The 24,442-nt window shown below is 64.7% G+C and carries 23 protein-coding genes; 1 reads left to right on the forward strand and 22 read right to left on the reverse strand.

Translation table 11 applies throughout. The features are described 5' to 3' along the window. Positions 1-161: 161 nt before the first annotated feature. The 8 genes from pnp to rimP form a co-directional block, all read right to left on the reverse strand. Positions 162-2,324, reverse strand: coding sequence for a polyribonucleotide nucleotidyltransferase (gene pnp, locus RAD16_RS33210; protein WP_458162058.1), 2,163 nt, complete (start codon positions 2,322-2,324; stop codon positions 162-164). A 375-nt stretch (positions 2,325-2,699) separates the two neighbouring features. Continuing rightward, the gene (gene rpsO / locus RAD16_RS33215; RefSeq protein WP_027531556.1) at positions 2,700-2,969 is read right to left on the reverse strand and encodes a 30S ribosomal protein S15; all 270 of its coding nucleotides are present in this window, start codon (positions 2,967-2,969) and stop codon (positions 2,700-2,702) included. Positions 2,970-2,971: 2 nt separating this feature from the next. After that, complete coding sequence (truB, locus tag RAD16_RS33220; RefSeq protein ID WP_458162059.1) at positions 2,972-4,090, reverse strand: tRNA pseudouridine(55) synthase TruB; 1,119 nt, start codon at positions 4,088-4,090, stop codon at positions 2,972-2,974. Then, positions 4,087-4,518 carry a 30S ribosome-binding factor RbfA gene (rbfA, locus tag RAD16_RS33225; protein WP_025032909.1) on the reverse strand — a complete coding sequence of 144 codons (432 nt, stop codon included), beginning with the start codon at positions 4,516-4,518 and terminating at the stop codon, positions 4,087-4,089. Before rbfA ends, truB begins: the two co-directional genes overlap by 4 nt. A gap of 154 nt (positions 4,519-4,672) precedes the next feature. Further along, positions 4,673-7,384 carry a translation initiation factor IF-2 gene (gene infB / locus RAD16_RS33230; protein WP_458162060.1) on the reverse strand — a complete coding sequence of 904 codons (2,712 nt, stop codon included), beginning with the start codon at positions 7,382-7,384 and terminating at the stop codon, positions 4,673-4,675. 69 nt (positions 7,385-7,453) lie between these two features. Then, the gene (locus RAD16_RS33235) at positions 7,454-8,137 is read right to left on the reverse strand and encodes an RNA-binding protein (protein WP_458162061.1); all 684 of its coding nucleotides are present in this window, start codon (positions 8,135-8,137) and stop codon (positions 7,454-7,456) included. A gap of 23 nt (positions 8,138-8,160) precedes the next feature. Beyond that, the gene (gene nusA, locus RAD16_RS33240; protein WP_326903681.1) at positions 8,161-9,771 is read right to left on the reverse strand and encodes a transcription termination factor NusA; all 1,611 of its coding nucleotides are present in this window, start codon (positions 9,769-9,771) and stop codon (positions 8,161-8,163) included. 2 nt (positions 9,772-9,773) lie between these two features. Then, positions 9,774-10,532, reverse strand: coding sequence for a ribosome maturation factor RimP (gene rimP / locus RAD16_RS33245; protein ID WP_458162062.1), 759 nt, complete (start codon positions 10,530-10,532; stop codon positions 9,774-9,776). Between the two features lie 370 nt (positions 10,533-10,902). On the opposite strand from rimP, the gene RAD16_RS33250 reads away from it, so the two are divergent. Next, positions 10,903-11,985: a DUF2336 domain-containing protein gene (locus RAD16_RS33250; RefSeq protein WP_458162063.1), complete on the forward strand. Its 1,083-nt coding sequence runs from the start codon at positions 10,903-10,905 to the stop codon at positions 11,983-11,985. 133 nt (positions 11,986-12,118) lie between these two features. Here the strand turns inward: RAD16_RS33250 and trmB are convergent, their stop codons facing one another. From trmB to RAD16_RS33320, 14 genes are all read right to left on the reverse strand, one after another. Beyond that, entirely contained in the window at positions 12,119-12,832 is a 714-nt protein-coding gene (gene trmB / locus RAD16_RS33255; RefSeq protein ID WP_458162064.1) for a tRNA (guanosine(46)-N7)-methyltransferase TrmB, read from the reverse strand. After that, complete coding sequence (locus tag RAD16_RS33260) at positions 12,829-13,986, reverse strand: M20 family metallopeptidase (protein WP_458162065.1); 1,158 nt, start codon at positions 13,984-13,986, stop codon at positions 12,829-12,831. The genes trmB and RAD16_RS33260 overlap by 4 nt, the downstream gene beginning before the upstream one ends. An 85-nt stretch (positions 13,987-14,071) precedes the next feature. Then, complete coding sequence (locus tag RAD16_RS33265; RefSeq protein ID WP_008131807.1) at positions 14,072-14,485, reverse strand: helix-turn-helix domain-containing protein; 414 nt, start codon at positions 14,483-14,485, stop codon at positions 14,072-14,074. A 230-nt stretch (positions 14,486-14,715) separates the two neighbouring features. Beyond that, positions 14,716-16,329 (reverse strand): apolipoprotein N-acyltransferase, encoded by a 1,614-nt coding sequence (lnt, locus tag RAD16_RS33270; protein ID WP_458162066.1) that lies wholly within the window; start codon positions 16,327-16,329, stop codon positions 14,716-14,718. Next, positions 16,326-17,444: a hemolysin family protein gene (locus tag RAD16_RS33275; RefSeq protein ID WP_458162067.1), complete on the reverse strand. Its 1,119-nt coding sequence runs from the start codon at positions 17,442-17,444 to the stop codon at positions 16,326-16,328. The genes lnt and RAD16_RS33275 overlap by 4 nt, the downstream gene beginning before the upstream one ends. A 1-nt stretch (position 17,445) precedes the next feature. Continuing rightward, entirely contained in the window at positions 17,446-17,934 is a 489-nt protein-coding gene (ybeY, locus tag RAD16_RS33280; RefSeq protein ID WP_458162068.1) for an rRNA maturation RNase YbeY, read from the reverse strand. 82 nt (positions 17,935-18,016) lie between these two features. Further along, positions 18,017-19,012: a PhoH family protein gene (locus tag RAD16_RS33285; protein ID WP_458162069.1), complete on the reverse strand. Its 996-nt coding sequence runs from the start codon at positions 19,010-19,012 to the stop codon at positions 18,017-18,019. A 64-nt stretch (positions 19,013-19,076) separates the two neighbouring features. Then, positions 19,077-20,471, reverse strand: coding sequence for a tRNA (N6-isopentenyl adenosine(37)-C2)-methylthiotransferase MiaB (miaB, locus tag RAD16_RS33290; protein ID WP_458162070.1), 1,395 nt, complete (start codon positions 20,469-20,471; stop codon positions 19,077-19,079). Positions 20,472-20,608: 137 nt separating this feature from the next. Next, positions 20,609-21,289, reverse strand: coding sequence for an HAD family hydrolase (locus tag RAD16_RS33295; RefSeq protein ID WP_458162071.1), 681 nt, complete (start codon positions 21,287-21,289; stop codon positions 20,609-20,611). 9 nt (positions 21,290-21,298) lie between these two features. After that, entirely contained in the window at positions 21,299-21,754 is a 456-nt protein-coding gene (locus RAD16_RS33300; protein ID WP_326903692.1) for a Fur family transcriptional regulator, read from the reverse strand. Between the two features lie 39 nt (positions 21,755-21,793). Beyond that, positions 21,794-22,279 carry a ribosomal protein S18-alanine N-acetyltransferase gene (gene rimI, locus RAD16_RS33305; protein ID WP_458162072.1) on the reverse strand — a complete coding sequence of 162 codons (486 nt, stop codon included), beginning with the start codon at positions 22,277-22,279 and terminating at the stop codon, positions 21,794-21,796. Then, positions 22,279-22,971: a tRNA (adenosine(37)-N6)-threonylcarbamoyltransferase complex dimerization subunit type 1 TsaB gene (tsaB, locus tag RAD16_RS33310; protein ID WP_458162073.1), complete on the reverse strand. Its 693-nt coding sequence runs from the start codon at positions 22,969-22,971 to the stop codon at positions 22,279-22,281. The genes rimI and tsaB overlap by 1 nt, the downstream gene beginning before the upstream one ends. 222 nt (positions 22,972-23,193) lie before the next feature. After that, entirely contained in the window at positions 23,194-23,763 is a 570-nt protein-coding gene (locus tag RAD16_RS33315) for a NifU family protein (RefSeq protein WP_458162074.1), read from the reverse strand. Between the two features lie 158 nt (positions 23,764-23,921). Further along, entirely contained in the window at positions 23,922-24,416 is a 495-nt protein-coding gene (locus RAD16_RS33320) for a universal stress protein (RefSeq protein ID WP_458162076.1), read from the reverse strand. Between the last annotated feature and the right edge of the window lie 26 nt (positions 24,417-24,442).

Below are 24,442 nucleotides of genomic sequence, written 5' to 3' on the forward strand. Positions count from 1 at the left end.
GGTGCCTCCTGTAGCCCGGATGGAGCGTAGCGTAATCCGGGACGCCGGTCCCGCATTCCGCTTCGCTTCATGCGGGCTACGGACTGATCAACGAAACGGCACAAACAAAAAGGGCGGCCTTTCGGCCGCCCTTCGTGTTTCTGGCAATGGTTGCGGAGCGATTACTCGCCGGCCGCTTCGCGCGGGGCCTTCTCGCCCTCGCCGCCCTTGTCCTTGCCTTCGAGGTCTTCGCCGGTGGTCTGGTCGACGACCTTCATCGACAGGCGGGTCTTGCCGCGATCGTCGAAGCCGAGCAGCTTGACCTTGACCTTGTCGCCTTCCTTGACGACGTCGGTGGTCTTCTGCACGCGCGCCGAAGCGAGCTGGCTGATGTGGACGAGACCGTCCTTGGAGCCGAAGAAGTTCACGAAGGCGCCGAACTCCATCACCTTGACGACGGTGCCGTCGTAGATCTGGCCGACTTCCGGATCCGACGCGATCGACTTGATCCACTTGATCGCAGCCTTCATCGCCTCGCCGTCGCTGGAGGCGACCTTCACGGTGCCGTCGTCCTCGATGTTGACCTTGGCGCCGGTCTTCTCGACGATCTCGCGGATCACCTTGCCGCCGGTGCCGATCACTTCGCGGATCTTGTCGGTGGCGATCTTGAAGGTCTCGATGCGCGGCGCGTATTCGCCGAGCTCGGCGCGCGCAGCGGTGAGCGCCTTGGACATCTCGCCGAGGATGTGGATACGCCCATCCTTGGCCTGGCCGAGGGCGACCTTCATGATCTCCTCGGTGATGCCCTCGATCTTGATGTCCATCTGGAGCGAGGTGATGCCCTGCTCGGTACCCGCGACCTTGAAGTCCATGTCGCCGAGATGGTCTTCGTCACCGAGGATGTCCGAGAGAACCGCGTAGCGCTTGTCTTCGAGGATCAGGCCCATCGCGATGCCCGCGGTCGGCCGCTTCAACGGCACGCCGGCATCCATCAGCGCGAGCGAGGCGCCGCAGACCGAGGCCATCGAGGACGAGCCGTTCGACTCGGTGATCTCCGACACCACGCGCGTGGTGTAGGGGAACTCGTGGTGCGGCGGCAGCACCGGGTGGATCGCGCGCCAGGCGAGCTTGCCGTGGCCGATCTCGCGGCGCTTGGTGCCGCCGAGACGGCCGGTCTCACCGACCGAGTAGGGAGGGAAGTTGTAGTGCAGCAGGAACGTCTCTTTGTACGTTCCCGACAGCGCGTCGATGTACTGCTCGTCCTCGCCGGTGCCGAGCGTGGTCACGACCATCGCCTGGGTCTCGCCGCGGGTGAACAGCGCCGAGCCGTGGGCGCGGGGCAGCACGCCGACTTCGGCGACGATGTTGCGGACCGTCTTGGAGTCGCGGCCGTCGATGCGCTTGCCGGTGTCCAGGATGTTCCAGCGAACGATCTTGGCCTCGAGCTCCTTGAACACGCCGGCGACGCGCAGCTTGTCGTATTTCGGCTCCTGCCCTTCGGGGAAGTAATGGGCGATCACCTTTTCCTTGACCTTGCCGACCGCGGCGTAGCGATCCTGCTTGACCGGAATGGCGTAGGCGGCGCGCAGCTCCTGCTCGACGAGGCCGAGCATTTCCTTCTCGAGCGCCGAATTGTCGATGACGGTGACTTCGCGCGGCTCCTTGGCGGCCTTCTCAGCGAGCTCGATGATCGCGTTGATCACCGGCTGGAAGTGGCGGTGACCGAACATCACGGCGCCGAGCATGATGTCTTCGTTCAGTTCCTTGGCTTCCGATTCCACCATCAGCACGGCGTCGGCGGTGCCGGCGACCACGAGATCGAGCTGGGTCTCGACCATCTCGTCGAGCGTCGGGTTGAGGATGAACTCGTCATTGGCGAAGCCGACGCGCGCGGCACCGATCGGGCCCTTGAACGGAGCGCCCGACAGGGTCAGCGCAGCCGACGATGCCACCAGCGCGACGATATCGGGATCGTTCTCCATGTCGTGCGACAGCACGGTGGCGATCACCTGGGTCTCGTTGCGCCAGCCGTCGACGAACAGCGGACGGATCGGGCGGTCGATCAGGCGGGAGACCAGCGTCTCCTTCTCGGTCGGACGACCCTCGCGCTTGAAATAGCCGCCGGGAATGCGGCCCGCGGCGTAGGTCTTCTCCTGGTAGTCGACGGTCAGCGGCAGGAAGTCGACGCCTTCGCGCGGCGCCTTCGCCGCGACGACGGTGGCGAGCACCACGGTCTCGCCATAGGTGGCGACCACGGCGCCGTCGGCCTGGCGTGCGATCTTGCCGGTTTCCAGCTTGAGAGTACGTCCACCCCAGTCGATCTCGACCGAATGCTTATTGAACATAGATGTCTTCTTTCATGGGTTCTCGAAAGAAGGACGGCTCGAAAAACAAAAACCATGCGCAAGATTGCGGGGCGCTGATCGGAGCGAATGATCAGCGTCCTGCGATCCTGCCATGGTTTTTGGATTTCGGATGGCGTCCATCCTTTCGGGTCATACGGGCGCCTTGCCCGTTGTGCCCAGCCGCCGGATTGCTGCTGGACTGTCAGTCGGCACGAACGCGAACACCGAACCTCGGTCTTCGCTCATCATGCCCGGATGCTCGCCGTCAACGGCCCGCATCCGACGTGCACGCAGCCTCGATCAAAAACCTTTAAATAAGCGCTTTCGTTCGAAACCATGCGCGAAAACGCGCGCCAGTGGCGCGCGCAGGAACTCTTAACGACGAATGTTGTGCTTCTCGAGCAGCGCCTTGTAACGCGCCTCGTCCCGCTTCTTCAGGTAGTCGAGGAGCGAGCGGCGGGTCGAAACCAGCTTCAAGAGGCCACGACGCGAATGGTTGTCCTTCACGTGGGTCTTGAAATGGTTGGTCAGGTTGTTGATGCGTTCCGAAAGGATCGCGACCTGAACCTCGGGCGAGCCGGTGTCGCCAACCTTGTTGGCATTCGTCTTGATGACTTCCGCTTTGCGTTCTGCGGCAATCGACATCGTCAATATCTCTCGTTGCGACCGGTTGAGGCAGTCAAGCCGGTCAGGTTGAACACACGCTTGGGGATGATTTCGCCATTGCCAACTTCAGCAAGCGCCAAAAGACGGCCTGCCACCGTGACATAGACTGTGCCGCTACTTGTGGGCGCATCCCGTCCGCGCAACAAAACGGCTTGGCCCCGATGGAGCCTTGCCGCATCAGCCCGAGTGACGGCCAGTGCCGGGATGTCGTCCAGCGCGGTCTCAACGGGCATAAGCGCGTCCGCGAGGCTACCCTCGCCGGACGCGGCTCTATCGCATAAAGCCTCCAACTGATCCAGCGGAATCATGTCGTTTTCGCCAAATGGGCCGACCAGGGTGCGCCGGAGCGCGCAAATATGGCCGAAAGTGCCGAGAATCCGGCCCATATCGCGGGCCAGCGCCCGGACATAGGTGCCCTTGCCGCACTCGGCCTCGAACACGGCCCGGTCGTTATCTGGTTGATCTACAAGGGTTAAATGGTGAATCTCGACCGGACGGGCGGCCAGCTCCACGACCTCGCCGTCGCGGGCGAGGTCATAGGCGCGCTCACCCTGGACCTTGATCGCGGAATAGCGCGGCGGGATCTGCTCGATCACCCCGGTGAAGCGGGGCAGCAGGGCCAGGATGGCCTCCCGGGTCGGGCGCTGGTCGGAGGTGGCGGTGACCCGGCCCTCGATGTCGTCGGTGTCGCGCTCCTCCCCCCAGCACACGGTGAACTGGTAGCGCTTGCGGCCGTCCATCACGAACGGCACCGTCTTGGTCGCTTCGCCGAGCGCAATCGGCAGGCCGCCGGACGCGAGTGGATCGAGGGTGCCGGCGTGGCCCGCGCGCTTGGCGTTGAACAGGCGCTTGAGCACGGCGACGGCCTGCGTCGAGGTCATGCCGATCGGCTTGTCGAGCACGACCCAGCCATGGACGTCGCGCCGGTCGCGGCGCGGCTGGTTGCCCTTCTGCTGCTTGGCGCGCGGATCGTTGTTGACGTGGCGCGGCCCCTGATGCGGCTGGGAATTGCCGCCGAGATCCGCAAAATTATTCTTCGTCACGTCGCGCTGATCGACATCGTTGCCGCCGATCGTGCCGTGTACGGGGTCCATCGTCATTGCTCTTCTTCCCGATCCGAATCCGGATCCTGTTCAAGGTCCTTCTGCACCGCAGGTGTTCGCAAAAGCTTCTCGATCCGTTCCGCTTCGTCGAATCGTTCGTCGACGCGGAAGCGAATGTCAGGTGCAAATTTCAGGTTAACGCGCCGCGCGACCTCGCCGCGCAGGAATTTCTTGTTGCGCTCGAGCGCAGCAATGACGATCTCGGTGTCGCGGCCACCGAGCGGCATCACGTAAACTGTTGCGAGCTTCAAATCAGGCGACATCCGCACCTCCGGCACGGTGATGATGTGACCTTCAAGGTCGGCATCATGCACATTGCCTTGCGCCAGAATCTCGGCCATCGCGTGGCGAACCTGCTCGCCGACGCGCAACTGGCGTTGCGAGCCGCCGGGCGCGGAACTCTTCTTCTGATGATGCCGTGGCATGGTCGAAAATCACCTCGTCGTGCCCGCGTTTGGGACACGAGCATTGTCATTTGTCCTGTTGAAACGAATGCGGCGCGATGGCCGGAATAATCCGGCCATCGCACTTTCGCAATTTCAGCTCAAAAAGATCCGGGCGCTTCGGTAAGATTTGGACTTACAGGGAGCGCTGGATCGTCTCCACGCGGTAACACTCGATCACGTCACCGGCACGCATGTCGTGATAGTTCTCGAAGGCCATGCCGCATTCCTGACCGGACTGGACTTCCTTCACTTCGTCCTTGAAGCGCTTCAGCGTCGACAGCTTGCCTTCGTGCACGACGACGTTGTCGCGGATCAGGCGCACATTGGCACCGCGTTCCACGGTGCCGTCGGTGACGCGGCAGCCGGCAACCTTGCCGACCTTGGAGATGTTGAAGATCTCCAGGATCTCGGCATTGCCCAGCATGGTTTCGCGCAAGGTCGGCGCGAGCAGACCGCTCATCGCCTTCTTCACGTCGTCCACGAGGTCGTAGATGATGTTGTAGTAGCGGATCTCGATGCCGTTGCGCTTGGCGGCCGCAGCGGCCTCCTTGTTGGCACGAACCGAGAAGCCGATGATCGCGGCGTTGAAGCCTTCCGCGAGCGTCACGTCGGACTCCGAGATACCGCCGACGCCGGCATGCAGGATGCGGGCGGCGACTTCGTCGGTGCCGAGCTTTTCCAGCGAGCCGAGGATCGCTTCCAGCGAGCCCTGCACGTCGGCCTTGACGATCAGCGGGAATTCCTTGCGGCCCGCCGTCTTCAATTGCGACATCATCTGCTCGAGCGAGCCGCGCATGCCGGAGATCGAGGCCGCCGCGTTCTCGCGCTTCTGGTGCGCGCGGTAGCTGGTGATCTGGCGGGCGCGGGCTTCGTTCTCGACCACGGCGAGACGATCGCCGGCTTCCGGCGGACCGTTGAAGCCGAGCACCTCGACCGGAACCGAGGGACCTGCCTCCTGCACGGTCTCGCCCTGATCCGAGATCAGCGCGCGGACGCGGCCCATCTCGGCGCCGGCGACGATGATGTCGCCGACACGGAGCGTGCCGCGCTGGACCAGCACGGTGGCAACCGGACCACGGCCGCGATCGAGCTTGGCTTCGATCACGGTGCCTTCGGCTGGACGTTCCGAGTTGGTCTTCAGGTCGAGGATTTCGGCCTGCAGCGCGATCATCTCGAGCAGCCTGTCGAGATTGGTCTTGTTCTTGGCGGACACCTCGACGTCGACGACTTCGCCGCCGAAGGATTCCACCTGCACCTCGTGCTGGAGCAGCTCGGTGCGCACGCGCTCGGGCTTGGCATCGGGCTTGTCGATCTTGTTGATGGCAACGATGATCGGCACGCCTGCCGCCTTGGCGTGATTGATGGCTTCGACCGTCTGCGGCATCACGCCGTCATCGGCCGCGACCACCAGCACGACGATGTCGGTGACCTTGGCGCCGCGGGCGCGCATCGCGGTGAACGCGGCGTGGCCGGGCGTGTCGATGAAGGTGATCTTCTTGCCGGTTTCGGGCGAGGTCACCTGATAGGCGCCGATATGCTGGGTGATGCCGCCGGCTTCGCCGGAGACCACGTTGGCATGACGGAGCGCATCGAGCAGCGAGGTCTTGCCGTGGTCGACGTGACCCATCACCGTCACCACGGGCGAACGCGTCTCGGTGTCGGTGGAATCGTCGACGACGTCGAACAGGCCTTCCTCGACGTCGGAAGCCGCCACGCGCTTGACGGTGTGGCCGAGCTCTTCGGCGATCAGCTGCGCGGTGTCGGCGTCGATCACGTCGGTGATCTTGTGCATCGCGCCCTGCTTCATCAGCATGCGGATGACGTCGACCGCGCGTTCGGACATGCGGTTGGCGAGTTCCTGGATCGTGATCGCTTCCGGAATGACCACCTCGCGGATGAGCTTTTCCTTCGGCTCGTTCGAGGCATGACCCTTCAGGCGCTGGGTGCGGCGACGGAACGAGGCGATCGAGCGCTCACGCACTTCGTCGGCATTCAGCGCCGTGACGACGGTCAGGCGGCCGCGCTCTTTCTGCGGGCCGGGCTTGTGGGTGGTCTTGGGGGGCACCACAGGACGCGCGGCGCCGCCGGGACCGCGACGGATCTGGCGCGGACCATCCTCCTCGTCCGGTCCGGCTGCGACTGCCGGAGCGCGACCCAGCGGGCCACCGCCGGCCGGCCGCTGCGTGGTCGTACCGGGGCGTGCGGTCGTTGTTCCCGGGCGTGCCGTGGTCGTGGGGGCACCCGGACGCGCTGCGGGCGCACCGGGACGCGGCGCGGGAGCGGCCGGAGCCGCCGCTGCGGCTGCAGGGCGCGCCGCTGCCGGCTGCTCGCCTTCGCCGAAACGCTTCTTGGCTTCGGTCTCGGCCTTCCGCTTGGCTTCGTCCTCGTGACGGTGACGCTCTTCCTCGGCCTTGCGGCGGGATTCGGCGGCTTCGCGCTCGGCGCGCTCGGCGGCCTCGCGAACAGCGCGGCGCTGCGCCTCTTCCTCGGCCTGGCGGCGCTCTTCGACTTCGCGCACCTTGGCATCGGCCAGCGCGCTGGCGCGGGCGGAACGTTCGTCCTCGGTCAGCGTGCGCAGCACCACGCCGGATCCGGCGTTGCGCGGCGGGGCCGACGGGCGCGACGGCGTGGGCGCAGGTGCAGCTGGCTTTGCAACCACCGTGGGTGCCTGCGGCTCAGGGCTGCCGTCGATACGGCGCTTGCCGCGCTTCTCGACCACGACCTGCTTGCTGCGGCCATGGCTGAAGCTCTGGCGCACAGTGCCCGTTTCGACGCGCGGCTTGAGCGATAGCGTCTTGCTCGGAACGCTCAGCTTCTTGTCGTCAGGGGTCTTGGTATCAACCATTCAGCAGTCCTAATCCTGATTTATCAGTGTTGTGCGTTGCCGCACCGTCCTATCGGGTCGTCGTGTCTCTCAGAAATCCTGGCCGGGCTTTTCGGCAGTCTTGTCAACGTCCGCCATCCGGTATCGGACCAGCATCTGGCTACGTGACAGGAATGACTTGCTCGCCGGGCCCGCGAGCAGGGCAGCATGTATCACATTTGACCGGGTCAGTGCCAAATCCAATTCTAACGATTTAAGTGCGGTGACGACGGGAATCTGCGGCCTGGCGCCGCCATTTCCGGCATTTTGACGCGCCAGCATGTCCAATTTGCGGATTCCGTCCGCGGCCCCGTCGCTGGCGTGGATCAGGACCTCGACCGTGCCCTCCCGAAGGGCGCTCTCGACCTTGCCGAAGCCGGCCACGATCTGGCCCGCCTTGGCGGCAATCCCAAGGGCTTCCGTCACGCTCCGGACCAGGAGCGCCTCGATGTCGGCAGGAAGCGTCTGGGGAATGCGCAGCTCGCGCTTGAAGGCTTTGCTAAATTGGTGACGCCGCACGGCTTCCGCAACCACCTCGCGCGAGGCGGTCACCCACATGCCGCGTCCGGGCAGCTTGCGTTTGAGATCGGGAACTATGTCGCCCTGGGGCGAAATGACGAAGCGGATCAGCTCGTCGATCGGCCGGACCTCGCGACTGACCGCGCACATGCGCATGGTCGCGGACCTTTCGGTCCGCGGTCCATGGTCAAGTTCGGGAACAGTATCTGCGAGCATCCGGGCGACATTCTCCTTCGTCCTTAAGCCGGCTGATCTTCAGTCGCCTCAGCCTCTTCGGCAGGCTTGGCAAGATCGGCCTCGGTGATCCAGCCGGCCTTGACGCGGGCCTGCATGATCATCGCCTCTGCATCGTCACGGGAGATGTCGATACCGTCGAGCGCGCCGGGATGCTTGGTCTGCTCGCCGCCTTCCTTGCGCTCGGTCCAGCCGACCAGATCGTCGGTGGCGCAGCCGGCAAGGTCGTCGACCGTCTTGATGTCGTTCTCGCCGAACTTCACCAGCATCTTCGAGGTGACGCCGGGCACGTCCTTGACGGCGTCCTCGACACCCAGCTCCTTGCGGCGGGCCTCGATCTCGGCTTCCTGCTGCTCGAGATATTCGCGGGCACGGTTCTGCAGCTCCTGCGCGGTCTCCTCGTCGAAGCCTTCGATGCCGGCGAGTTCCTTGAGGTCCACCATGGCGAGTTCCTCGACCGAGGTGAAGCCTTCGGACGCCAGCAGCTGGCCGACCACTTCGTCGACGTTGAGCGACTCCATGAAGACGCGGGTGGAATTCTCGAAGTCGGCCTGGCGGCGCTCCGATTCCTCCTGCTCGGTCAGGATGTCGATGTCCCAGCCGGTGAGCTGCGAGGCCAGACGCACGTTCTGGCCGCGGCGGCCGATCGCCAACGAGAGCTGGTTGTTGGTGTCGGGCACCACGACCTCGATGCGCTCGCGGTCTTCGTCGATGACGACCTTGGAGACTTCCGCCGGCGCCAGCGCGTTGACCACGAAGGTCGCGATGTCGGGCGACCACGGAATGATGTCGATCTTCTCGCCCTGCAGCTCGTTCACCACGGCCTGCACGCGCGAGCCGCGCATACCGACGCAGGCGCCGACCGGATCGACCGAGGAATCGCGGGAAATCACGCCGATTTTCGCGCGCGAGCCCGGATCGCGGGCCACCGCCTTGATCTCGACGATGCCGTCATAGATTTCCGGCACTTCCTGCGCGAACAGTTTTGCCATGAACTGCGGATGGGTGCGGGAGAGGAAGATCTGCGGGCCGCGGGTCTCGCGGCGGACGTCGAAGATGTAGGCGCGGACGCGGTCGCCGTTGCGGAACACTTCGCGCGGCAGCATCTCGTCACGGCGGATGATGGCTTCACCACGGCCGAGATCGACGATCACGCTGCCATATTCGACGCGCTTGACGACGCCGTTGACGATGTCGCCGATGCGGTCCTTGAATTCCTGATACTGCCGGTCACGCTCGGCCTCGCGCACCTTCTGAACGATGACCTGCTTGGCCGACTGCGCGGCGATGCGGCCATATTCCAGCGGCGGCAGGGTGTCGGCGATGGTGTCACCGACCTGGGCACCGGGATTGGCGCGCTGCGCATCGACCAGCGAAATCTGGTTGGAGTGGTTCTCGACCTTCTCGACGACCAGCATGTGGCGCGACAGCCGCAGTTCGCCCTTCTTGGGGTCGATCTCGGCGTGAACGTCAGTCTCGCTGCCGTAACGGGCCCGAGCGGCCTTGGCGATGGCGTCCTCCATCGCGGCGATGACGATGCCGCGGTCGATCGATTTCTCGCGTGCAACGGCATCGGCGATCTGAAGCAATTCAAGTCGATTGGCGCTGACTGCCATGGCTAGTCTCCTTGGTCAGGCTCGATCTCGCCGCGCCGCGCGCGTTCGGCGGCAAGGCGATGTTTCTTGGTATTGGTCGGGGCCGGCTTCTTTTTCTGCGGCTTGGTGTTCTTGGTGGTCTTTTCGCTGATTTTCGCGTGCGGGGCCTGCGGCGGCGCGATGCCGAGATCGCGGCGCATCTGGCGCTCCTCGGCCTTGCCGCGGCGCATGGATTCGGCGATCAGCTCGTCGGTCAGCACCAAACGGGCCTCGCCGATATCCTCCATGGTCAGGAGAACGTCGGCATCGTCGCCGGCCTTGACGTCGTCGCGATGCAGATGCACGCGGTCGCCTTCGACAGCGCCGAGCGTGCCGCGGAACCGCTTGCGCCCTTCATGGGCGACGGCCATCTCGACCTTCACCAGGTGGCCGGAATAGCGCTCGAAATCGGAACGGCGCACCAGCGGACGGTCGATCCCCGGCGAGGAGATCTCCAGCCGATAGGCGCGGTCGATGGGGTCGGCGACATCGAGCACGGGCGACAGCGCGCGCGAGATCGCCTCGCAATCCTCGAGCTGCATCGAGCCGTCCGGCCGCTCGGCCATGATCTGCACGGTGCAGCCGGCCTCGCCGGAGATGCGGATTCGCACCAGGCGGTAGCCCATGCCCTCGAGCACCGGGGCCGCGACCGCAGACACTCGCGCCGCCGCGCCCGGCTCGACCACGAGCCTCGGCTCGGCCAGCAACTCGGCATCGGTGGAACCAGTGTTCGGTTCGGTCATATCAGGGGTCAAGGCGCTCGATGGTCTCGATGGTTAAGGCTTGGTTAAAACGTCAAAGCCCGCTTCGGAACTTTCCCGACGGCTTGTCGGGCCGCATCTTCCACCAAGCCGCGTTCAGGTAATAAAAAAGAGCGGGTCCTTTCGGGCCCACTCTCACTACGCGGATCGTATGAGAAGATGAATTGGCGCTGATATAGCCCTTTCCGCCCTCCCGGACAAGACCCATCGCAGGCCGGATCAGGCTTTTTGCGCCCGATTCGCGGCCCCCCGCGCAACGCTTCCTTCACCTCCGAGGCCTAAATTCGCTGATTGTGGGGCGGCTTGGACCAAGGGCGCACCCGCGGCGTGCCCTGTACGAGTTTGCGTTTTCATGACCGTTGCCACGTCGCTCATCCCAGGATTGGACGATATCGTCAAACGCGGCGATCCCCGGCGTCGCGGCGAGATCGCGCGCGCCATCGCCGAATTGTTCTTCCAGGATCCCGCCAGACTCCGTCCCGAACTGATCGATCTCTTCGACGATCTCCTGATCGATCTCGTCCCGCATGCCGAGCTGACCTCGCGGGTCGATCTCGCCGAACGCTTCTCACGCCTGAACAACGCGCCGCGGCATCTCGTGAACCAGCTCGCGCGCGAAAACGAGATCATGGTGGCGGGCCCGGTGCTGCGCCGCTCGCCCGTGCTCGATGACGCCGCCCTCGTCGAGATCGCGCGGCTGAAAGGGCAGGGCCATCTGCTGGCGATGACGGAGCGTCCCGCTTTGTCGGCCGTCATCACCGATGTGCTGGTCGAGCGCGGCGATCGCGACGTGGTGCGTCGCGCCGCCGGCAATGCCGGCGCGGTGTTCTCACCCGGCAGCTATTCCGAGCTGGTCAAGCGCGCGGCGCAGGACGGCGTGCTCACGCTGAAGATCGGCCAGCGCACCGATCTCTCCGGCGATCATCTGAAAGAGCTCCTCAACGGCACGCTCGACGTCATCCGCCGTCGCCTGTCCCTCGTCGTAAATCCGGTGCGGCAGGTCGAGATCAAGCGCGCGATGGCGTCGATCGAGGAAGCCACGCTGCCGCCGGGACCGCGGCGCGATTTCTCCGCGGCGCAGCGCACGGTGCTCACCTTGCATCGCGAAGGTCATCTCGGCGAAAGCGCGCTGCTCGGCTTTGCCAAGGCGCACAAATACGAGGAGTCGATCGCCTCGCTCTCGGCGATGGCCGGCATCAGGCTCTCGATCCTCGACCGCCTGGTCTCGGGCGACCGTTACGATCCGATTCTGATCGTGGGGCGGATGCTGAATCTCGGCTGGCCCACGGTGCGCTCGCTGATCCTGCTCTGGTACGGGCCGCATCGCATGCCCGCCGATGCCGACATCGAGTCCGCCCGCATGAACTTCACGCGCCTGATGCCATCGACGGCCGAGCGTGTCGTGAAGTTCTGGCGCAATCGCCAGACGATCTAGACTCGCGCTCCGTCATTGCGAGCCAACGGGTCCGCGCGTAGCGCGGCCCGATGACAGGCTCCGCGAAGCAATCCAGACTGCCTCTGCAGGAGTACTCTGGATTGCTTCGTCGCTGCGCTCCTCGCAATGACGATTAGCTGCCCCTTTGAAATCTCAGATACGTCGTCTTGCGCCCTTCGCGCGTGGCCTTCCGGCCGTAGCGCGTCATGGTGTAGCCGTCCCATGGCTGGCGGAAATCATCGGCGCGCTCGGCGAGCCATTTGAAATCCGGCGAGCGCGCGAGATGCGACAGCGTCCAGGCGCAATAATCGTCGATGTCGCAGACGAAGCGGAATTCGCCGGCCGGCTTGAGCACGCGCGCCATCGCGGCGATCGTCCTGTCCTGGACGAAGCGCCGCTTCCAGTGCCGCCGCTTCGGCCAGGGATCGGGATGGATCAGGTCGATCCGCGACAGCGAGGCCGGCGGCAGCCAGGCCAGCAACTCGGCGGCATCGCCCGCGAACAGGCGGATGTTGGCGATATTGGCGGCCTCGATCTGCGCGAGGATCTTTGCCATGCCGTTGACATAGGGCTCGCAGCCGATGAAGCCGGTCCTGGCGAAGTTCTGCGCTTCCGCCGCAAGATGCTCGCCGCCGCCAAAGCCGATCTCGAGTCGTACATCTTCCGCTACGGGATCGAAGATCTCGTTGGCGTTCGTCGGTTTCTCGCCCTCGATGTCGAGCGCAAGATGCGGCAGCAGATGATTGATCAGCTCGCCCTGGTGCTGCCTGAGCTTATGGCCCTTGCGGCGCCCGAAGAAGGCGCGCTCGCTGTCATCGCGTTCGGGATCTGATTTGCGCTCGCTCATCGCAGCGTTTGGTACAGGCGATAGAGCAGCCGCGCGCGCGGTGCGAGCGACGAGACATAGAGCTGCTCATAATGGGTGTGCGCGCCCTTGCCGTCGACGCCGAGGCCGTCGAGTGTGCCGGTATAAGGGGCAGTGAAATTGCCGTCGGAGCCGCCGCCGGTATAGGTGTCGATCAGCTCGAATCCGATCTCCGAGGCGAGCGCTTTGGCGTGCTCGTACAGCGAGGCGCCGGCATTGCCCTTCTCGTAAGGCGGACGGTTGAGCTCGCCAGTGACCGTGACGGTGACGCCGTCCGTCTTCGATTTCAGTCCGAGAATCTTGCCGACGAATTCGTCCGCATCCTTGAAGCTCGGCACGCGCAGATCGATTTCGGCATAGGCTTCTTCCGGCGTCACGTTGGGACGCGTGCCGCCGCGCACCACGCCGACATTGACGGTGACGCCGCGCGCCAGATCGTTCATCCCCTCCAGCGCCTGGATGACGTTGGCAAGCTCGCGAACGGCGCTGCGACCGTCTTCGGGCCGCGAGCCCGCATGCGCGGGCACGCCCTTGATGAACACCTGGAAGCGTCCGACACCTTTGCGTCCGGTGACGATCTTGCCGCCGTCGCGCGCCGGCTCCGTCACCAGCACGTATTTGGCCTTGCGCCCTTCCTTCTCGATCAACGCACGCGAAGTGGGGCTGCCGATCTCCTCGTCGGAGGTGAACATGTGGGTGATGCCGAGCGGGGAGCGATTGCCGTCGGCGCAGAGCGCGTGAAATGCATGATGGGCGATGTAGGCGCCGCCCTTCATGTCGTAGATGCCGGGACCGAACGCGCTGTCGCCTTCGACCTTGAACGGCAGCCGCTCGATGAAGCCGAGGGGATGAACGGTATCGAGGTGGCTCAGCACCAGGATGCCCGGCTGCTCCTGGCCCCAGGTCGAGCGGACGAGCAGATGATCGCCACGGCCGTCGACGCCGTCGATGCGTTCAAGCGTGACGGGCAGGCCGCGATACTGATCCGCGACCAGCGACACCAGCTTGTTGACTTGTTCAGGGGCCTCTGTCGGCGTCTCGATCTCCACCCAGCGCCGGATGCCGTCGAGAATAGTTTGAGTATCGAACCAGTTTGAGTTCGCCATGGACGCATCTATGCCTTTGAACCGCATCATCTCACTCGGCGCGCATCAAGACGCAGCCGCAAATGACGACATAGGCCAGATTTGACGCAGTCTCAAATCGGATTGAGAGGTGGCGTCAGCGTTTGTCGGGACCTTCGCGCGCTGCGATCTGCTCGACGAGATCGACGATCGAGCGGCGCATCTTCGAATCGGTGATTCGCGTGAACGCCTTGGTCAAAGCGAGACCTTCGGAGGTCGCGAGGAAGTCCGAGACATAAGAAGGCGAAGCGCCTTCGGCGAAGCCATCGGGCCCGGCGACGCCGCTCGGGCCGCCCTCGAACAGGAACGAGACCGGCACCTGCAGGATCTCGGCGATCTGCTGGATGCGGCTTGCGCCGACCCTATTGGTGCCCTTCTCGTATTTCTGGATCTGCTGGAAAGTCAGGCCCAAAGCTTCACCGAGCTTCTCCTGGCTCATGCCCAACATGATGCGGCGCATGCGCACGCGGCTGCCGACATATTTGTCAACAGGGTTGGGCGCTTTCGACATTTCCTCAGCCTCCAAACACCACCTTCAGCGCAATCGAAAGAATGCCTCAGGTGCCAGCATCGTAAAAATCAAACCCTCTTATTGGGAAACATTGCGGAGAAATTTAGCAACGCCCACCGTCTTTCGCAGCGGGTGCAGAATGAGGAACCCGCGTGCAATCTGTCAACCGTGGGACTACGGTTGTCAAAGGATTCCGCCACCGCGACCGAAATCCGCCAGCGACCGCGTGATCAGGGATGCCGTTTGGCAACACGTCGGCGGACCGCGAGAAACACGGCCAGCGCGACGAGCATGGCTGCAGGCACGTCGCCAACCCGCGCATAGACAGTCGGCGGGATCGCAGCGGGCAGGCTTGCGTCCAAAATGCCTTCGACCCCGAGACCGAGGCTGGCGACGGTGCGTCCCACCGGATCGATCACTGCGGAGACGCCGGTATTGGCGGAGCGGACCAGCGGCAATCCGAGCTCGATCGCGCGCATCCGCGCCTGCTCGAGATGCTGGTAGGGGCCTGTCGAAATACCGAACCAGCCGTCATTGGTAAGGTTCACGATCCAGCCCGGACGCTCGTTGCGTCCGGCAACCTCACCGGGAAAGATGGCCTCATAGCAGATCAGCGGCAGTGCGCTTGGCGCGCCCGGCACGGTCAGTGCGTGCCGCACGGTTCCGGCAATGAAGCCGCCGCGCACGCGCGTCAGCTGCTCGAAGCCGAGCTTCTCCATCAGGTCCTGGTACGGAAGAAATTCGCCGAACGGGACCAAATGCAGCTTGTCGTACACAGCGAGCACGCTGCCGTCGTGATCGATCACGTAGATCGAATTATAGGCGCGCGTGATCGGCGTTCCCCGCGGCAGATCGGGCGCGCGGACCGAGCCCGTGATCAGCACCGTGCCCTTCGGCAGCAGCTCGGCGATCTGCGCCATCGCGTCGGCTTCGCGGGTGAGGAAGAACGGAAACGCGGATTCCGGCCAGATCAGGATGGTGGCATCGCTCACGCCGGTCGATTGCGGCCCGGAGGCGCGATCCGACAGCGCGAGGTATTTCTTCATCACCTCCGTCTTCGCGGAGTAGTTGAACTTGGCGTCCTGCTGCAGGTCCGGCTGCATCAGGCGCAGCTTGGTGCCCGCGACCATCGTGGTCGGATGCAGCGACAGGCGGATCGCGCCGAAGATGGCCATGACGATCAGGAGCGCGACCGCGGCGGCCGGCGCGCGCCATGCCGGGCGGCGATCGGGCGTGCGGTCGATGAGCGTGGCGGGGCTCGCGAAGATCGCAATGCTGAGGAACGTCATGCCCCATAGGCCGATCAGCGACGCCGTCTGCGCCAGCGGCAGCGGCTCGGACAGCGCATAGCCGAACGCGTTCCAGGGAAAGCCGGTCAGCGCGTGACCGCGCAGCCATTCGGCGATGGTGAGGCTCGCGGCGAGCGCGAGGATGCGGGTGGCGTTCTTGGTCCAGAGCAGGCGGGCCAGCGCAAAGCCCATTGCCGTGAAGATGGAGAGATAGGCCGGCAGGCCCAGCACGGCGAACGGTGTCAGCCAGGCGAAGATATCGGCGTCGACGAAGAAGGCGTAGCCGATCCAGTAGAGGCCGGGGACGAAATAGCCGAGCCCGAAGCAGTAGCCGGTCAGCGCCGCGGCGGGGACGCCGCCATAGCGTCCGGCGCCGGCGCCGTCGATCAGCCAGACCATCACGGGCAGGGTGATGAACAGCACCGGAAAGATGTTGAACGGCGCCAGCGCGAGCACCGACAGCGCGCCGCACGCCATGGCGAGGAGCGCGCGCTTCCAGTCCCAGGTAAGGATGATGGCAAGCGCAATCTGCTTAAATCGCTGGAACAAACTCACTGCGGGCCGGTTCCGTCGCTCGGCGGCGGGGTCGGCGTGTCACTCGACGGCGGCTGACCGCTCTCCGGCGCAGCCTCGCGGCGGCGGCTCTCGCGCTGGGTGCGCGGCGCAGGCCGCTCCTTCCGCGTCGAGATGCGCAGCCGCTTGACGCGGCGCGGATCGGCATCGAGCACCTCGACCTCGTAATGGCCGGGGCCCGAGATCACCTCGCCGCGCACCGGCAGGCGACCGACGAAGCTGACGAGATAACCGCCGAGCGTCTCCACTTCCTCGCCGGCTTCGCCGGTGACGAAATCCCCGCCGATCACGGTACGGACGTCGTCGAGGCTGGCACGGGCATCGGCAATGAAGGCGTTGTCGGGCAGCCGCACGATCGACGGCGGCTCGTCGCTGTCATGCTCGTCGTCGATCTCGCCGACGATCTGCTCGACGATGTCCTCGAGCGAAACAAGGCCGTCGCTGCCGCCATATTCGTCGACGACCAGCGCCAGATGAATGCGCGTCGCCTGCATCTGCGCGAGCAGGTCGATCGCCCGCATCGACGGCGGCACATAGAGCAGCTTGCGGATGATGCGCGCATCCTGCAGCGGCAGCGCGAGGTCCACGGCCTTCAGATCGAGCCCGGCCGGCAGCGGCTTCTTGCGCTTGGTCTTGGTGGCCTCCGACACGCGCGCCCGCGCGGTCATGAAGGCAAGCAGATCGCGGATGTGGACGATGCCGACGGGATCGTCGAGCGTCTCGTTGTAGACCACGAGCCGCGAATGACCGGCGCTCTCGAAGCGGTCCATCAACTCGCCGAGCGGGATGTCGCGCTTCACCGCGATGATGTCGGCGCGATGCACCATGACGTCGGCGATGCGGCGCTCGTGCAGGCCGAGGATGTTGCGCAGCATGGTGCGCTCGACCGCGGAGAAGCCGGTGTCGTCGGGCGTCGACGCGTCGAGCACGACCTGGAGATCGTCGCGCACCGAGCCGGCCTTCCAGCCGAACAGCGTGCGGATCGCGCGCAGCAGCCAGCCTTCAGCGGTCGGACGCAGCACCTCGCCGGGCGTCACCACGGCCGGCAGATTGGCCGTGTTGCGCGGATTGTCGTGAATAGGCTCTGAATCCGGCATCTCAGTGCGTCCCCGCGCGGTCGGCATAGGGATCGGGAATGCCGAGATGGGCCAGGATCTGCGTTTCCAGCGCTTCCATCTCTTCCGCGTCGTCGTCGTTCTCGTGATCGTAGCCGATCAAATGCAGGAAACCATGCACCGCGAGATGGCTCAAATGATGATCGAACGGCTTGTGTTCCTCGTCCGCCTCGCGCCGCATGGTCTCGTAGGCGATCGCGATGTCACCGAGCATGCGCGGCGCATCGCCTTCCTTCCATTCGCCCTCCGGCTGGAGCGCGGGAAACGACAGCACGTTGGTCGGCTTGTCGATGCCGCGCCAGTTGCTGTTGAGGGTGCGGATGCCGGCATCATCGGTCAGCATCACGGCCACTTCGGCGTCGGCGACGTCTTCGTCGACACTCTCGGCGGCGGCGGCGACTGCGCGCTGGATCACGGCTTCGGAATCGGGTTCGCGCTGCCAGCATTCGGCAACGACGAGGACCTCGGTCATGGGAAGGTTCGGATGTGACATTGTGTGTGTTGGGAACGATAGGGCGCCGCGTCTGCGCCCCTATGGTCCGCCTGTTGTCTCGTCAGGATTTACCGGTGGCCGGCCGCTGCGGCGACCCTTCATAGGCGGCGACGATCCGCGCCACGAGCTCGTGGCGGATCACGTCCTCGGCTTTGAAATGAACTTGCGAAATGCCTTCGACGCCATCGAGCAGGCGTGTTGCCTCGGCAAGACCCGAGGTCTGGCCGTTCGGCAAATCGATCTGCGAGGGATCGCCCGTCACGATCATGCGGCTGTTCTCGCCGAGACGTGTCAGGAACATCTTCATCTGCATCGAGGTCGTGTTCTGCGCCTCGTCCAGGATGATGGCGGCATTGGTCAACGTGCGGCCGCGCATGAAGGCGAGCGGCGCGATCTCGATCTCGCCGGTCTGCAGCGCGCGCTCGACGATGCGCGCGTCCATCAGGTCATAGAGCGCGTCGTAGATCGGGCGCAGATACGGATCGACCTTCTCGCGAAGATCGCCGGGCAAAAAGCCGAGCCGTTCGCCGGCTTCGACCGCCGGACGCGACAGGATGATCTTGTCGACCTCCTTGCGCTCGAACAGTTGCGCGGCATGCGCGACCGCGAGCCAGGTCTTGCCGGTGCCGGCGGGGCCGATGCCGAACACCAGCTCGTGGCGCTTCAGCGCGCGGATGTAGGAATCCTGCGCAGCCGTGCGCGCACGCACCGGGCGCTTGCGCAAATTGATGCTGTCGAAGTTGGATTTGGCCGACTTGGCGTCGAACTCGAACAGCGAGCCCTGCGCGATCACGGCGCGGATGGCGCCTTCGACCTCGCCCTGGTCGAGATCCTGCCCCTTCACGGCCTGCGCGTAGAGCATCTCGAGGACGCGGCGTGCGGCGTCGCAGCCGTCGCGCGTGCCGCCGATGGTGATGTGGTTGCCCTTGGAATCGACGACGACGCCGAGCCGGCGCTCGATCTGCGCGAGGTGCTGGCCATAGGGGCCGACCAGGGCGGAAGCGGCACGATTGTCGTCGAAGTCGATGACGACCTGGGTCTCGGGCGGAACTTGCATGTCGCGATCAAATTTGCGGCTGGGAGCGATAGAAGACGAATCCGATGCACTTTTTGGCAAGGGTTCAGGCTCCGATGGCTTGCGATAAAGCGGGCTCGCGCGCATTGCGCGGCGTCACGAGCTCGCCGAGGAAGCTGTAGCGCTCGAGGCTGTCGATCCTGACAGGCAGGATCTGTCCGATGATGTCGGGCGAGGCCATCACATGCGCAGGCTGGAGGAAGGCGGTGCGGCCGACGATCTGGCCGTCCTTGCGCGCCGGACGTTCGAACAGCACATCGACCGTTGAGCCAATCGCAGCCTTGTTGAAGGCCGATTGCTGGCTGTCGATCAATTCCTGGAGCCGCTCCAATCGCTGGTCCATCTCGGCGGGGGACACCGTCTCCTGCATATCCGCGGCCGGCGTTCCCGGCCGGGCGGAGTATTTGAACGAATACGCCGCAGCGTAACCGATTTGCGTGACAAGCGCGAGGGTGGCGAGAAAATCTTGCTCGCTCTCGCCGGGGAAGCCGACGATAAAATCTGATGAAAAAGCAATGTCTTGGCGCGCGGAGCGGAAACGGTCGATGACACCCCGATAATCATCGGCGGTATGTTTCCGGTTCATGGCGGCCAGAATCCGGTCCGAACCCGACTGCACCGGCAGATGCACGAACGGCATCAGGGCAGCGAGATCGCGATGGGCTGCAATCAAACTGTCATCGACGTCGCGGGGATGGCTGGTCGAATAGCGCAGCCGCGCGATGCCGGGAATCGTCGCCAGATGCTCGAGCAGCCGGCCGAGCGGCCAGGTTTTTCCGTCCGGTCCCTCGCCGTGATAGCCGTTGACGTTCTGCCCGATCAGCGTGAGCTCGCGCACGCCGTTGTCGGCGAGCCGCTTCACGTCATCGACGATCTTCGCGACCGGGCGCGAGACTTCGGCGCCGCGCGTATAGGGCACGACGCAGAAGGTGCAGAACTTGTCGCAGCCTTCCTGCACCGTGACGAAGGCGGAAATGCCCCGCGCGCGGATCGCATCGGGTTTCGGCTGGGCCAGGAAGCCGAACTTGTCGGCCGCGGGAAATTCGGTCTCGATCGCGCGGCCTTCGTCGCGCGCGCGCTTCAGAAGCTCCGGAAGGTGATGATAGCTCTGCGGCCCGACCACGACATCAACGACCGGCGCGCGGCGCGTGATCTCTCCGCCTTCGGCCTGTGCCACGCAGCCCGCGACCGCGATCTGCATGGCGCGGCCCTCGCGCGCGGCCTCGTCCTTGGCGACGCGCAGGCGCCCGAGCTCGGAATAGACCTTCTCGGAGGCCTTCTCGCGGATATGGCAGGTGTTGAGGATGACGAGGTCGGCGTCCTCGGCGCTATCAGTCTCCACGAATCCTTCCGGAGCCAGCGTGTCCACCATGCGCTGGGCATCGTAGACATTCATCTGGCAGCCATATGATTTGATGTGCAGCTTGCGCGGCGGCGTCATGGAACCCGGAATTGAGGTGGAGGACGACCCTCAGATATAGGCTGGAGGGCCGAAAATCCAGCGATTGAGGCCCAAAAGGGTCATTCCGGGGTGCGACACAGCCGAGAGTTGCGGAATCGCGAGGTTTGACGCCGGTTTCAGCCCGCGAGGGCGTCCTCTGCGACCCGCCGGACCAGGTCCGGCAGCTGATGCATGTCGCCAAAGGTCAGGTCGGCGCCGGCCTTGCGCAGGGTCTCGGCATGGCCGGCCCCGCAATGGCTGCCCCCGTAAAAGCCGAACACTTTCATCCCGGCCGCCCGCGCGCCGGCGATTCCCGCCAAGCTGTCCTCGATCACGACGCAGCGCTCGGGCGGCACGCCCATTTCCCTGGCCGCGAACAGGAACAGGTCCGGTGCGGGTTTGCCGTTCGTCACTTGCGAGGACGAGAAGATGTTCGGCGCGAGGCGTTCATAGAGCCCGGTGCTGCCGAGGCTCACCCGCATGCGCGGATGCGAGCCGCTCGAGGCAACGCAGACCCGTTGCGTCACGACGTCGAGCACGTCGTGGATGCCGCGGATCGCCTCGAGGTCGGCTTCGAATGCGCGAAACAGCTCGTCCTGCAGATCGCCGTGATAGGCCTCGGGCAGCTCGCGGCCGAGCTCGGTTTCGATTTCGAGATTGGCCTGCTTTGTCGAACGGCCGAGGAAGCGCTCGGACACCTGCGCCGAGGTGATCGGATAGCCGTGCCTGGTCAGCACGTCTGCATGCGCGCGGCAGGAGATGACCTCGCTGTCCACGAGCACGCCGTCGCAATCGAAGATGATGAGATCGATGGGCACTAAACTAACTTAAGACGTCGGTTTGTCGTCGTCGAGCGGGACGCAATAGAGCTCGAGCCGGTGATCGACCAGCTTGTAGCCGAGCTTGCGGGCGATTTCCGCCTGCAGCTTCTCGATCTCTTCGGAAGTGAACTCGATCACCTTGCCGTCGCGCAGATTGATGAGATGGTCGTGATGGCTGTCGCGCATCGTCTCGTAGCGCGCGCGGCCCTCCCGGAAATCATGGCGTTCGATGATGCCGGCATCCTCGAACAGTTTCACGGTGCGATACACGGTCGAGATCGAGATCTTGTCGTCGACGGCGACGCAGCGCCGGTACAATTCCTCGACATCGGGATGATCGACCGCTTCCGCCAGCACGCGGGCGATGACGCGGCGCTGCTCGGTCATGCGCATGCCGGTGGCGGCACAGCGCGCCTCGATGCCGGACGCCTTGGATGCGGTGGAAGCTTTAAGTCCAGTCATGTGTTGTCTGCCTGACGGGGGCGCTTTCTGCCATCAATATTACGACAAGTCACGTCGCATCAGAAGGGCGTTCAATTGTTCCCCGTTCGGCTGCTTATAGTAGCGTTCGCGGCGCCCGACCACCATGAATCCGGCCCAGTCGTAGAGCCGCCGCGCCGGCTGGTTATTTTCCTCAACTTCAAGAAATATTGTGCGGACGCCGCGCCCCGCGAGATGGCCGAGATGGGTCATCAGCAGCGTGCGGGAGAGGCCGCGGCCGCGATGGGCCTGGTCCACCGCGATCGAGAGGATTTCCGCTTCGTCCGCGCCGATCCGCGACACTGCGAATCCGATGGTCTTGCGGCCGAGGCGCAACCGCTGCACGAGCGTGTTGCTCTCGCTCATCATGCTCTCGAATTCGCCTTCGCCCCAGCCATGCGCGAAGGAGGCGCCGTGCAACTGTGCCAGCCGCAGGGCGTCGCGCGCGGAGGCGGGCTCGACGGCGGCCGTGTCGCCGCGCCACCATTCCGAAAACCATTTCATCATCAGCTTGCGGCTTGTGCTGCGAACGGCGGCAGTGCGGCCGGCTTTGCGTCGGGCGCCTTCAGATAGAACGGCCGCGCCGGCGTCGTCTCGGGATCGGCCGCGGCCCCAAGCCAGGCGATCCAACCGATATCGGGCGCGGGCTGCGTGTCGACCGCAATGGGTTGCGGCCCATCCTTCGGCCAGCGATCGGCGAGGATTTTTGCGGCATTGCCGACCAGGTGCGGCGCGCCGAATTGCGAGGCCGCGATGGCGTCGTCGATGGCAGCGACGCTCGGTGGCACCAACTGGCTGCCGTCGCCGGCGACGATCTGGAAATAGATGTGATCGTGCCGAGCATCGATCGCCGAGATGATGGGCGCGGGTCCACTCTGGCCGACAATGGCGGCCGCATAGGCCGACAAGGTCGTCAGTCCGACGGCTGGCCGCTTGGCCGCGAGCGCAAGGCCGCGGGCCGCCGAAATGCCGACGCGCAAGCCGGTGAAGCTGCCGGGGCCGACCGTGACCGCGATGCGGTCGAGCGAGGTAAAGGCAAGATCGGCCGACTGCATCACGCGCGCGATCATTGGCATCAAGGCCTCGGCATGGCCGCGCTTCATGAGAAGCTGCTCCTGCGCAAGGAGTTCGTCGGCCTCGGTGTCGAGCACCGCAGCCGCGCACGCTTCCAGTGCGGTATCGATGGCCAGGATCAGCATGAAAAAGCGAATGGCGAGTGGCTAACAGGGAACAGTTTAGCGAACCAGACGCCTATCCGCCATTCGTCATTCACGCTTTGTAGCCCCCGATATCGCCGCGCGTCGTACGGTGGGCAAAGGCGCTCTTGCGCCGTGCCCACCCGCTTGTCGCCAAGAGAAGCAAAGAGAAGAAGGTGGGCACGCTTTCGCTTTGCCCACCCTACGGCACCTGTGATGCCGTGCTTACATCGGCCGCACTTCAACCACGTCGGGCACAAAGTGCTTCAGCAGGTTCTGAATGCCGTGCTGCAGCGTCGCGGTCGATGACGGGCAGCCGGAGCAGGCGCCCTTCATGTTGAGATAGACGATCCCGTCCTTGAAGCCGCGGAAGGTGATGTCGCCGCCGTCATTGGCAACGGCCGGCCGCACGCGCGTCTCGATCAAATCCTTGATCATGTCGACCGTCTCGGCATCGGACTCGTCGAAGAACTCGTCCTCGTCGTCGAGATCGACATCGCTGCTGGCGGCGCCGTCGGCGAGCAGCGGCACGCCGGACATGTAGTGCTCCATGATGGCGCCGAGGATCGCAGGCTTGAGCTGCTGCCATTCACCGCTCGCCTTGGTCACGGTGATGAAATCCGATCCATAGAACACACCGGTGACGCCGGGCACGTCGAACAGCTTTTCGGCGAGCGGCGAACGCGCGGCCGATTCGCGGCTCGCAAATTCCATCGGGCCGCCGTCGACGACGACGCGGCCGGGAATGAACTTCAGCGTGGCGGGATTGGGGGTGGCTTCGGTTTGAATGAACATGGTTTTCTCCAGACGTCGCCGGTTCAAGGCCGGCGCGTGTGCCCTATCCACTAGCAGATGGCGACGGGGAACGCACGGTCAAGGGGAAGGGCGGTCGTTTCGCTGTTATTTCAGCGGGTTAGGTCTCGCTTGCCCCCCTCTGGAGGGTAAGAAACGGGCTACGACAGCGAATCCACGCTTTGGTCGCTCAGCGCCCCCGAAATGATCGTCACCGGGACCGGGAACGTGCCCAGCTCATGCGCAAGCAGGTTGACCAGTGGGCCGGGCCCTTCCGCGCCGGGATTGGCGGCGAGCACCAGCATGGCGATGTCAGGATCCTCGTCGATGACCGCGAGCAGCTGTTCCATCGCGTCACCTTCACGGATCACCCGTTCCGGCGTGATCGCGGCGATGCCGTTGGCCCTACCGGCGGCGCGGTCGAGCGCGGCTTCGGCTGCTTCCTGCGCTTCGGCGCGCATGATGTCGGCGACGCCAAGCCATTCCTGGCTCTGCTGCTCGGACTCGATGATGCGCAGCAGCACCACGCCGCCGCCGGCGCGGATCGCCCAGCGGCTGGCGTAATAGACCGCGCGATCCCATTCGGCGGTATCGTCGACGATGACGAGGCATTTGGGCTTGTGACCCGGCTCGAAGCAAAGTCGCTTGCTGGTCATGCATGTCCCGGAATGTGCACGAGAGA

The organism is Bradyrhizobium sp. 18BD (genome assembly GCF_054185225.1).

Bases quoted from the DNA above. Each gene is read 5' to 3' on its own strand.
- RAD16_RS33250 (WP_458162063.1), top strand. From the start codon at position 10,903: ATGACCGTTGCCACGTCGCTCATCCCAGGATTGGACGATATCGTCAAA.
- RAD16_RS33260 (WP_458162065.1), bottom strand. From the start codon at position 13,986: ATGATGCGGTTCAAAGGCATAGATGCGTCCATGGCGAACTCAAACTGG.
- rimP (WP_458162062.1), bottom strand. From the start codon at position 10,532: ATGACCGAACCGAACACTGGTTCCACCGATGCCGAGTTGCTGGCCGAG.
- pnp (WP_458162058.1), bottom strand. From the start codon at position 2,324: ATGTTCAATAAGCATTCGGTCGAGATCGACTGGGGTGGACGTACTCTC.
- RAD16_RS33300 (WP_326903692.1), bottom strand. From the start codon at position 21,754: ATGACTGGACTTAAAGCTTCCACCGCATCCAAGGCGTCCGGCATCGAG.
- RAD16_RS33315 (WP_458162074.1), bottom strand. From the start codon at position 23,763: ATGTTCATTCAAACCGAAGCCACCCCCAATCCCGCCACGCTGAAGTTC.
- ybeY (WP_458162068.1), bottom strand. From the start codon at position 17,934: ATGACCGAGGTCCTCGTCGTTGCCGAATGCTGGCAGCGCGAACCCGAT.
- RAD16_RS33320 (WP_458162076.1), bottom strand. From the start codon at position 24,416: ATGACCAGCAAGCGACTTTGCTTCGAGCCGGGTCACAAGCCCAAATGC.
- rpsO (WP_027531556.1), bottom strand. From the start codon at position 2,969: ATGTCGATTGCCGCAGAACGCAAAGCGGAAGTCATCAAGACGAATGCC.
- infB (WP_458162060.1), bottom strand. From the start codon at position 7,384: ATGGTTGATACCAAGACCCCTGACGACAAGAAGCTGAGCGTTCCGAGC.
- rbfA (WP_025032909.1), bottom strand. From the start codon at position 4,518: ATGCCACGGCATCATCAGAAGAAGAGTTCCGCGCCCGGCGGCTCGCAA.
- RAD16_RS33265 (WP_008131807.1), bottom strand. From the start codon at position 14,485: ATGTCGAAAGCGCCCAACCCTGTTGACAAATATGTCGGCAGCCGCGTG.
- RAD16_RS33275 (WP_458162067.1), bottom strand. From the start codon at position 17,444: ATGCCGGATTCAGAGCCTATTCACGACAATCCGCGCAACACGGCCAAT.
- RAD16_RS33235 (WP_458162061.1), bottom strand. From the start codon at position 8,137: ATGCTCGCAGATACTGTTCCCGAACTTGACCATGGACCGCGGACCGAA.
- RAD16_RS33285 (WP_458162069.1), bottom strand. From the start codon at position 19,012: ATGCAAGTTCCGCCCGAGACCCAGGTCGTCATCGACTTCGACGACAAT.
- trmB (WP_458162064.1), bottom strand. From the start codon at position 12,832: ATGAGCGAGCGCAAATCAGATCCCGAACGCGATGACAGCGAGCGCGCC.
- miaB (WP_458162070.1), bottom strand. From the start codon at position 20,471: ATGACGCCGCCGCGCAAGCTGCACATCAAATCATATGGCTGCCAGATG.
- nusA (WP_326903681.1), bottom strand. From the start codon at position 9,771: ATGGCAGTCAGCGCCAATCGACTTGAATTGCTTCAGATCGCCGATGCC.
- tsaB (WP_458162073.1), bottom strand. From the start codon at position 22,971: ATGCTGATCCTGGCCATCGATACCGCACTGGAAGCGTGCGCGGCTGCG.
- truB (WP_458162059.1), bottom strand. From the start codon at position 4,090: ATGACGATGGACCCCGTACACGGCACGATCGGCGGCAACGATGTCGAT.
- rimI (WP_458162072.1), bottom strand. From the start codon at position 22,279: ATGATGAAATGGTTTTCGGAATGGTGGCGCGGCGACACGGCCGCCGTC.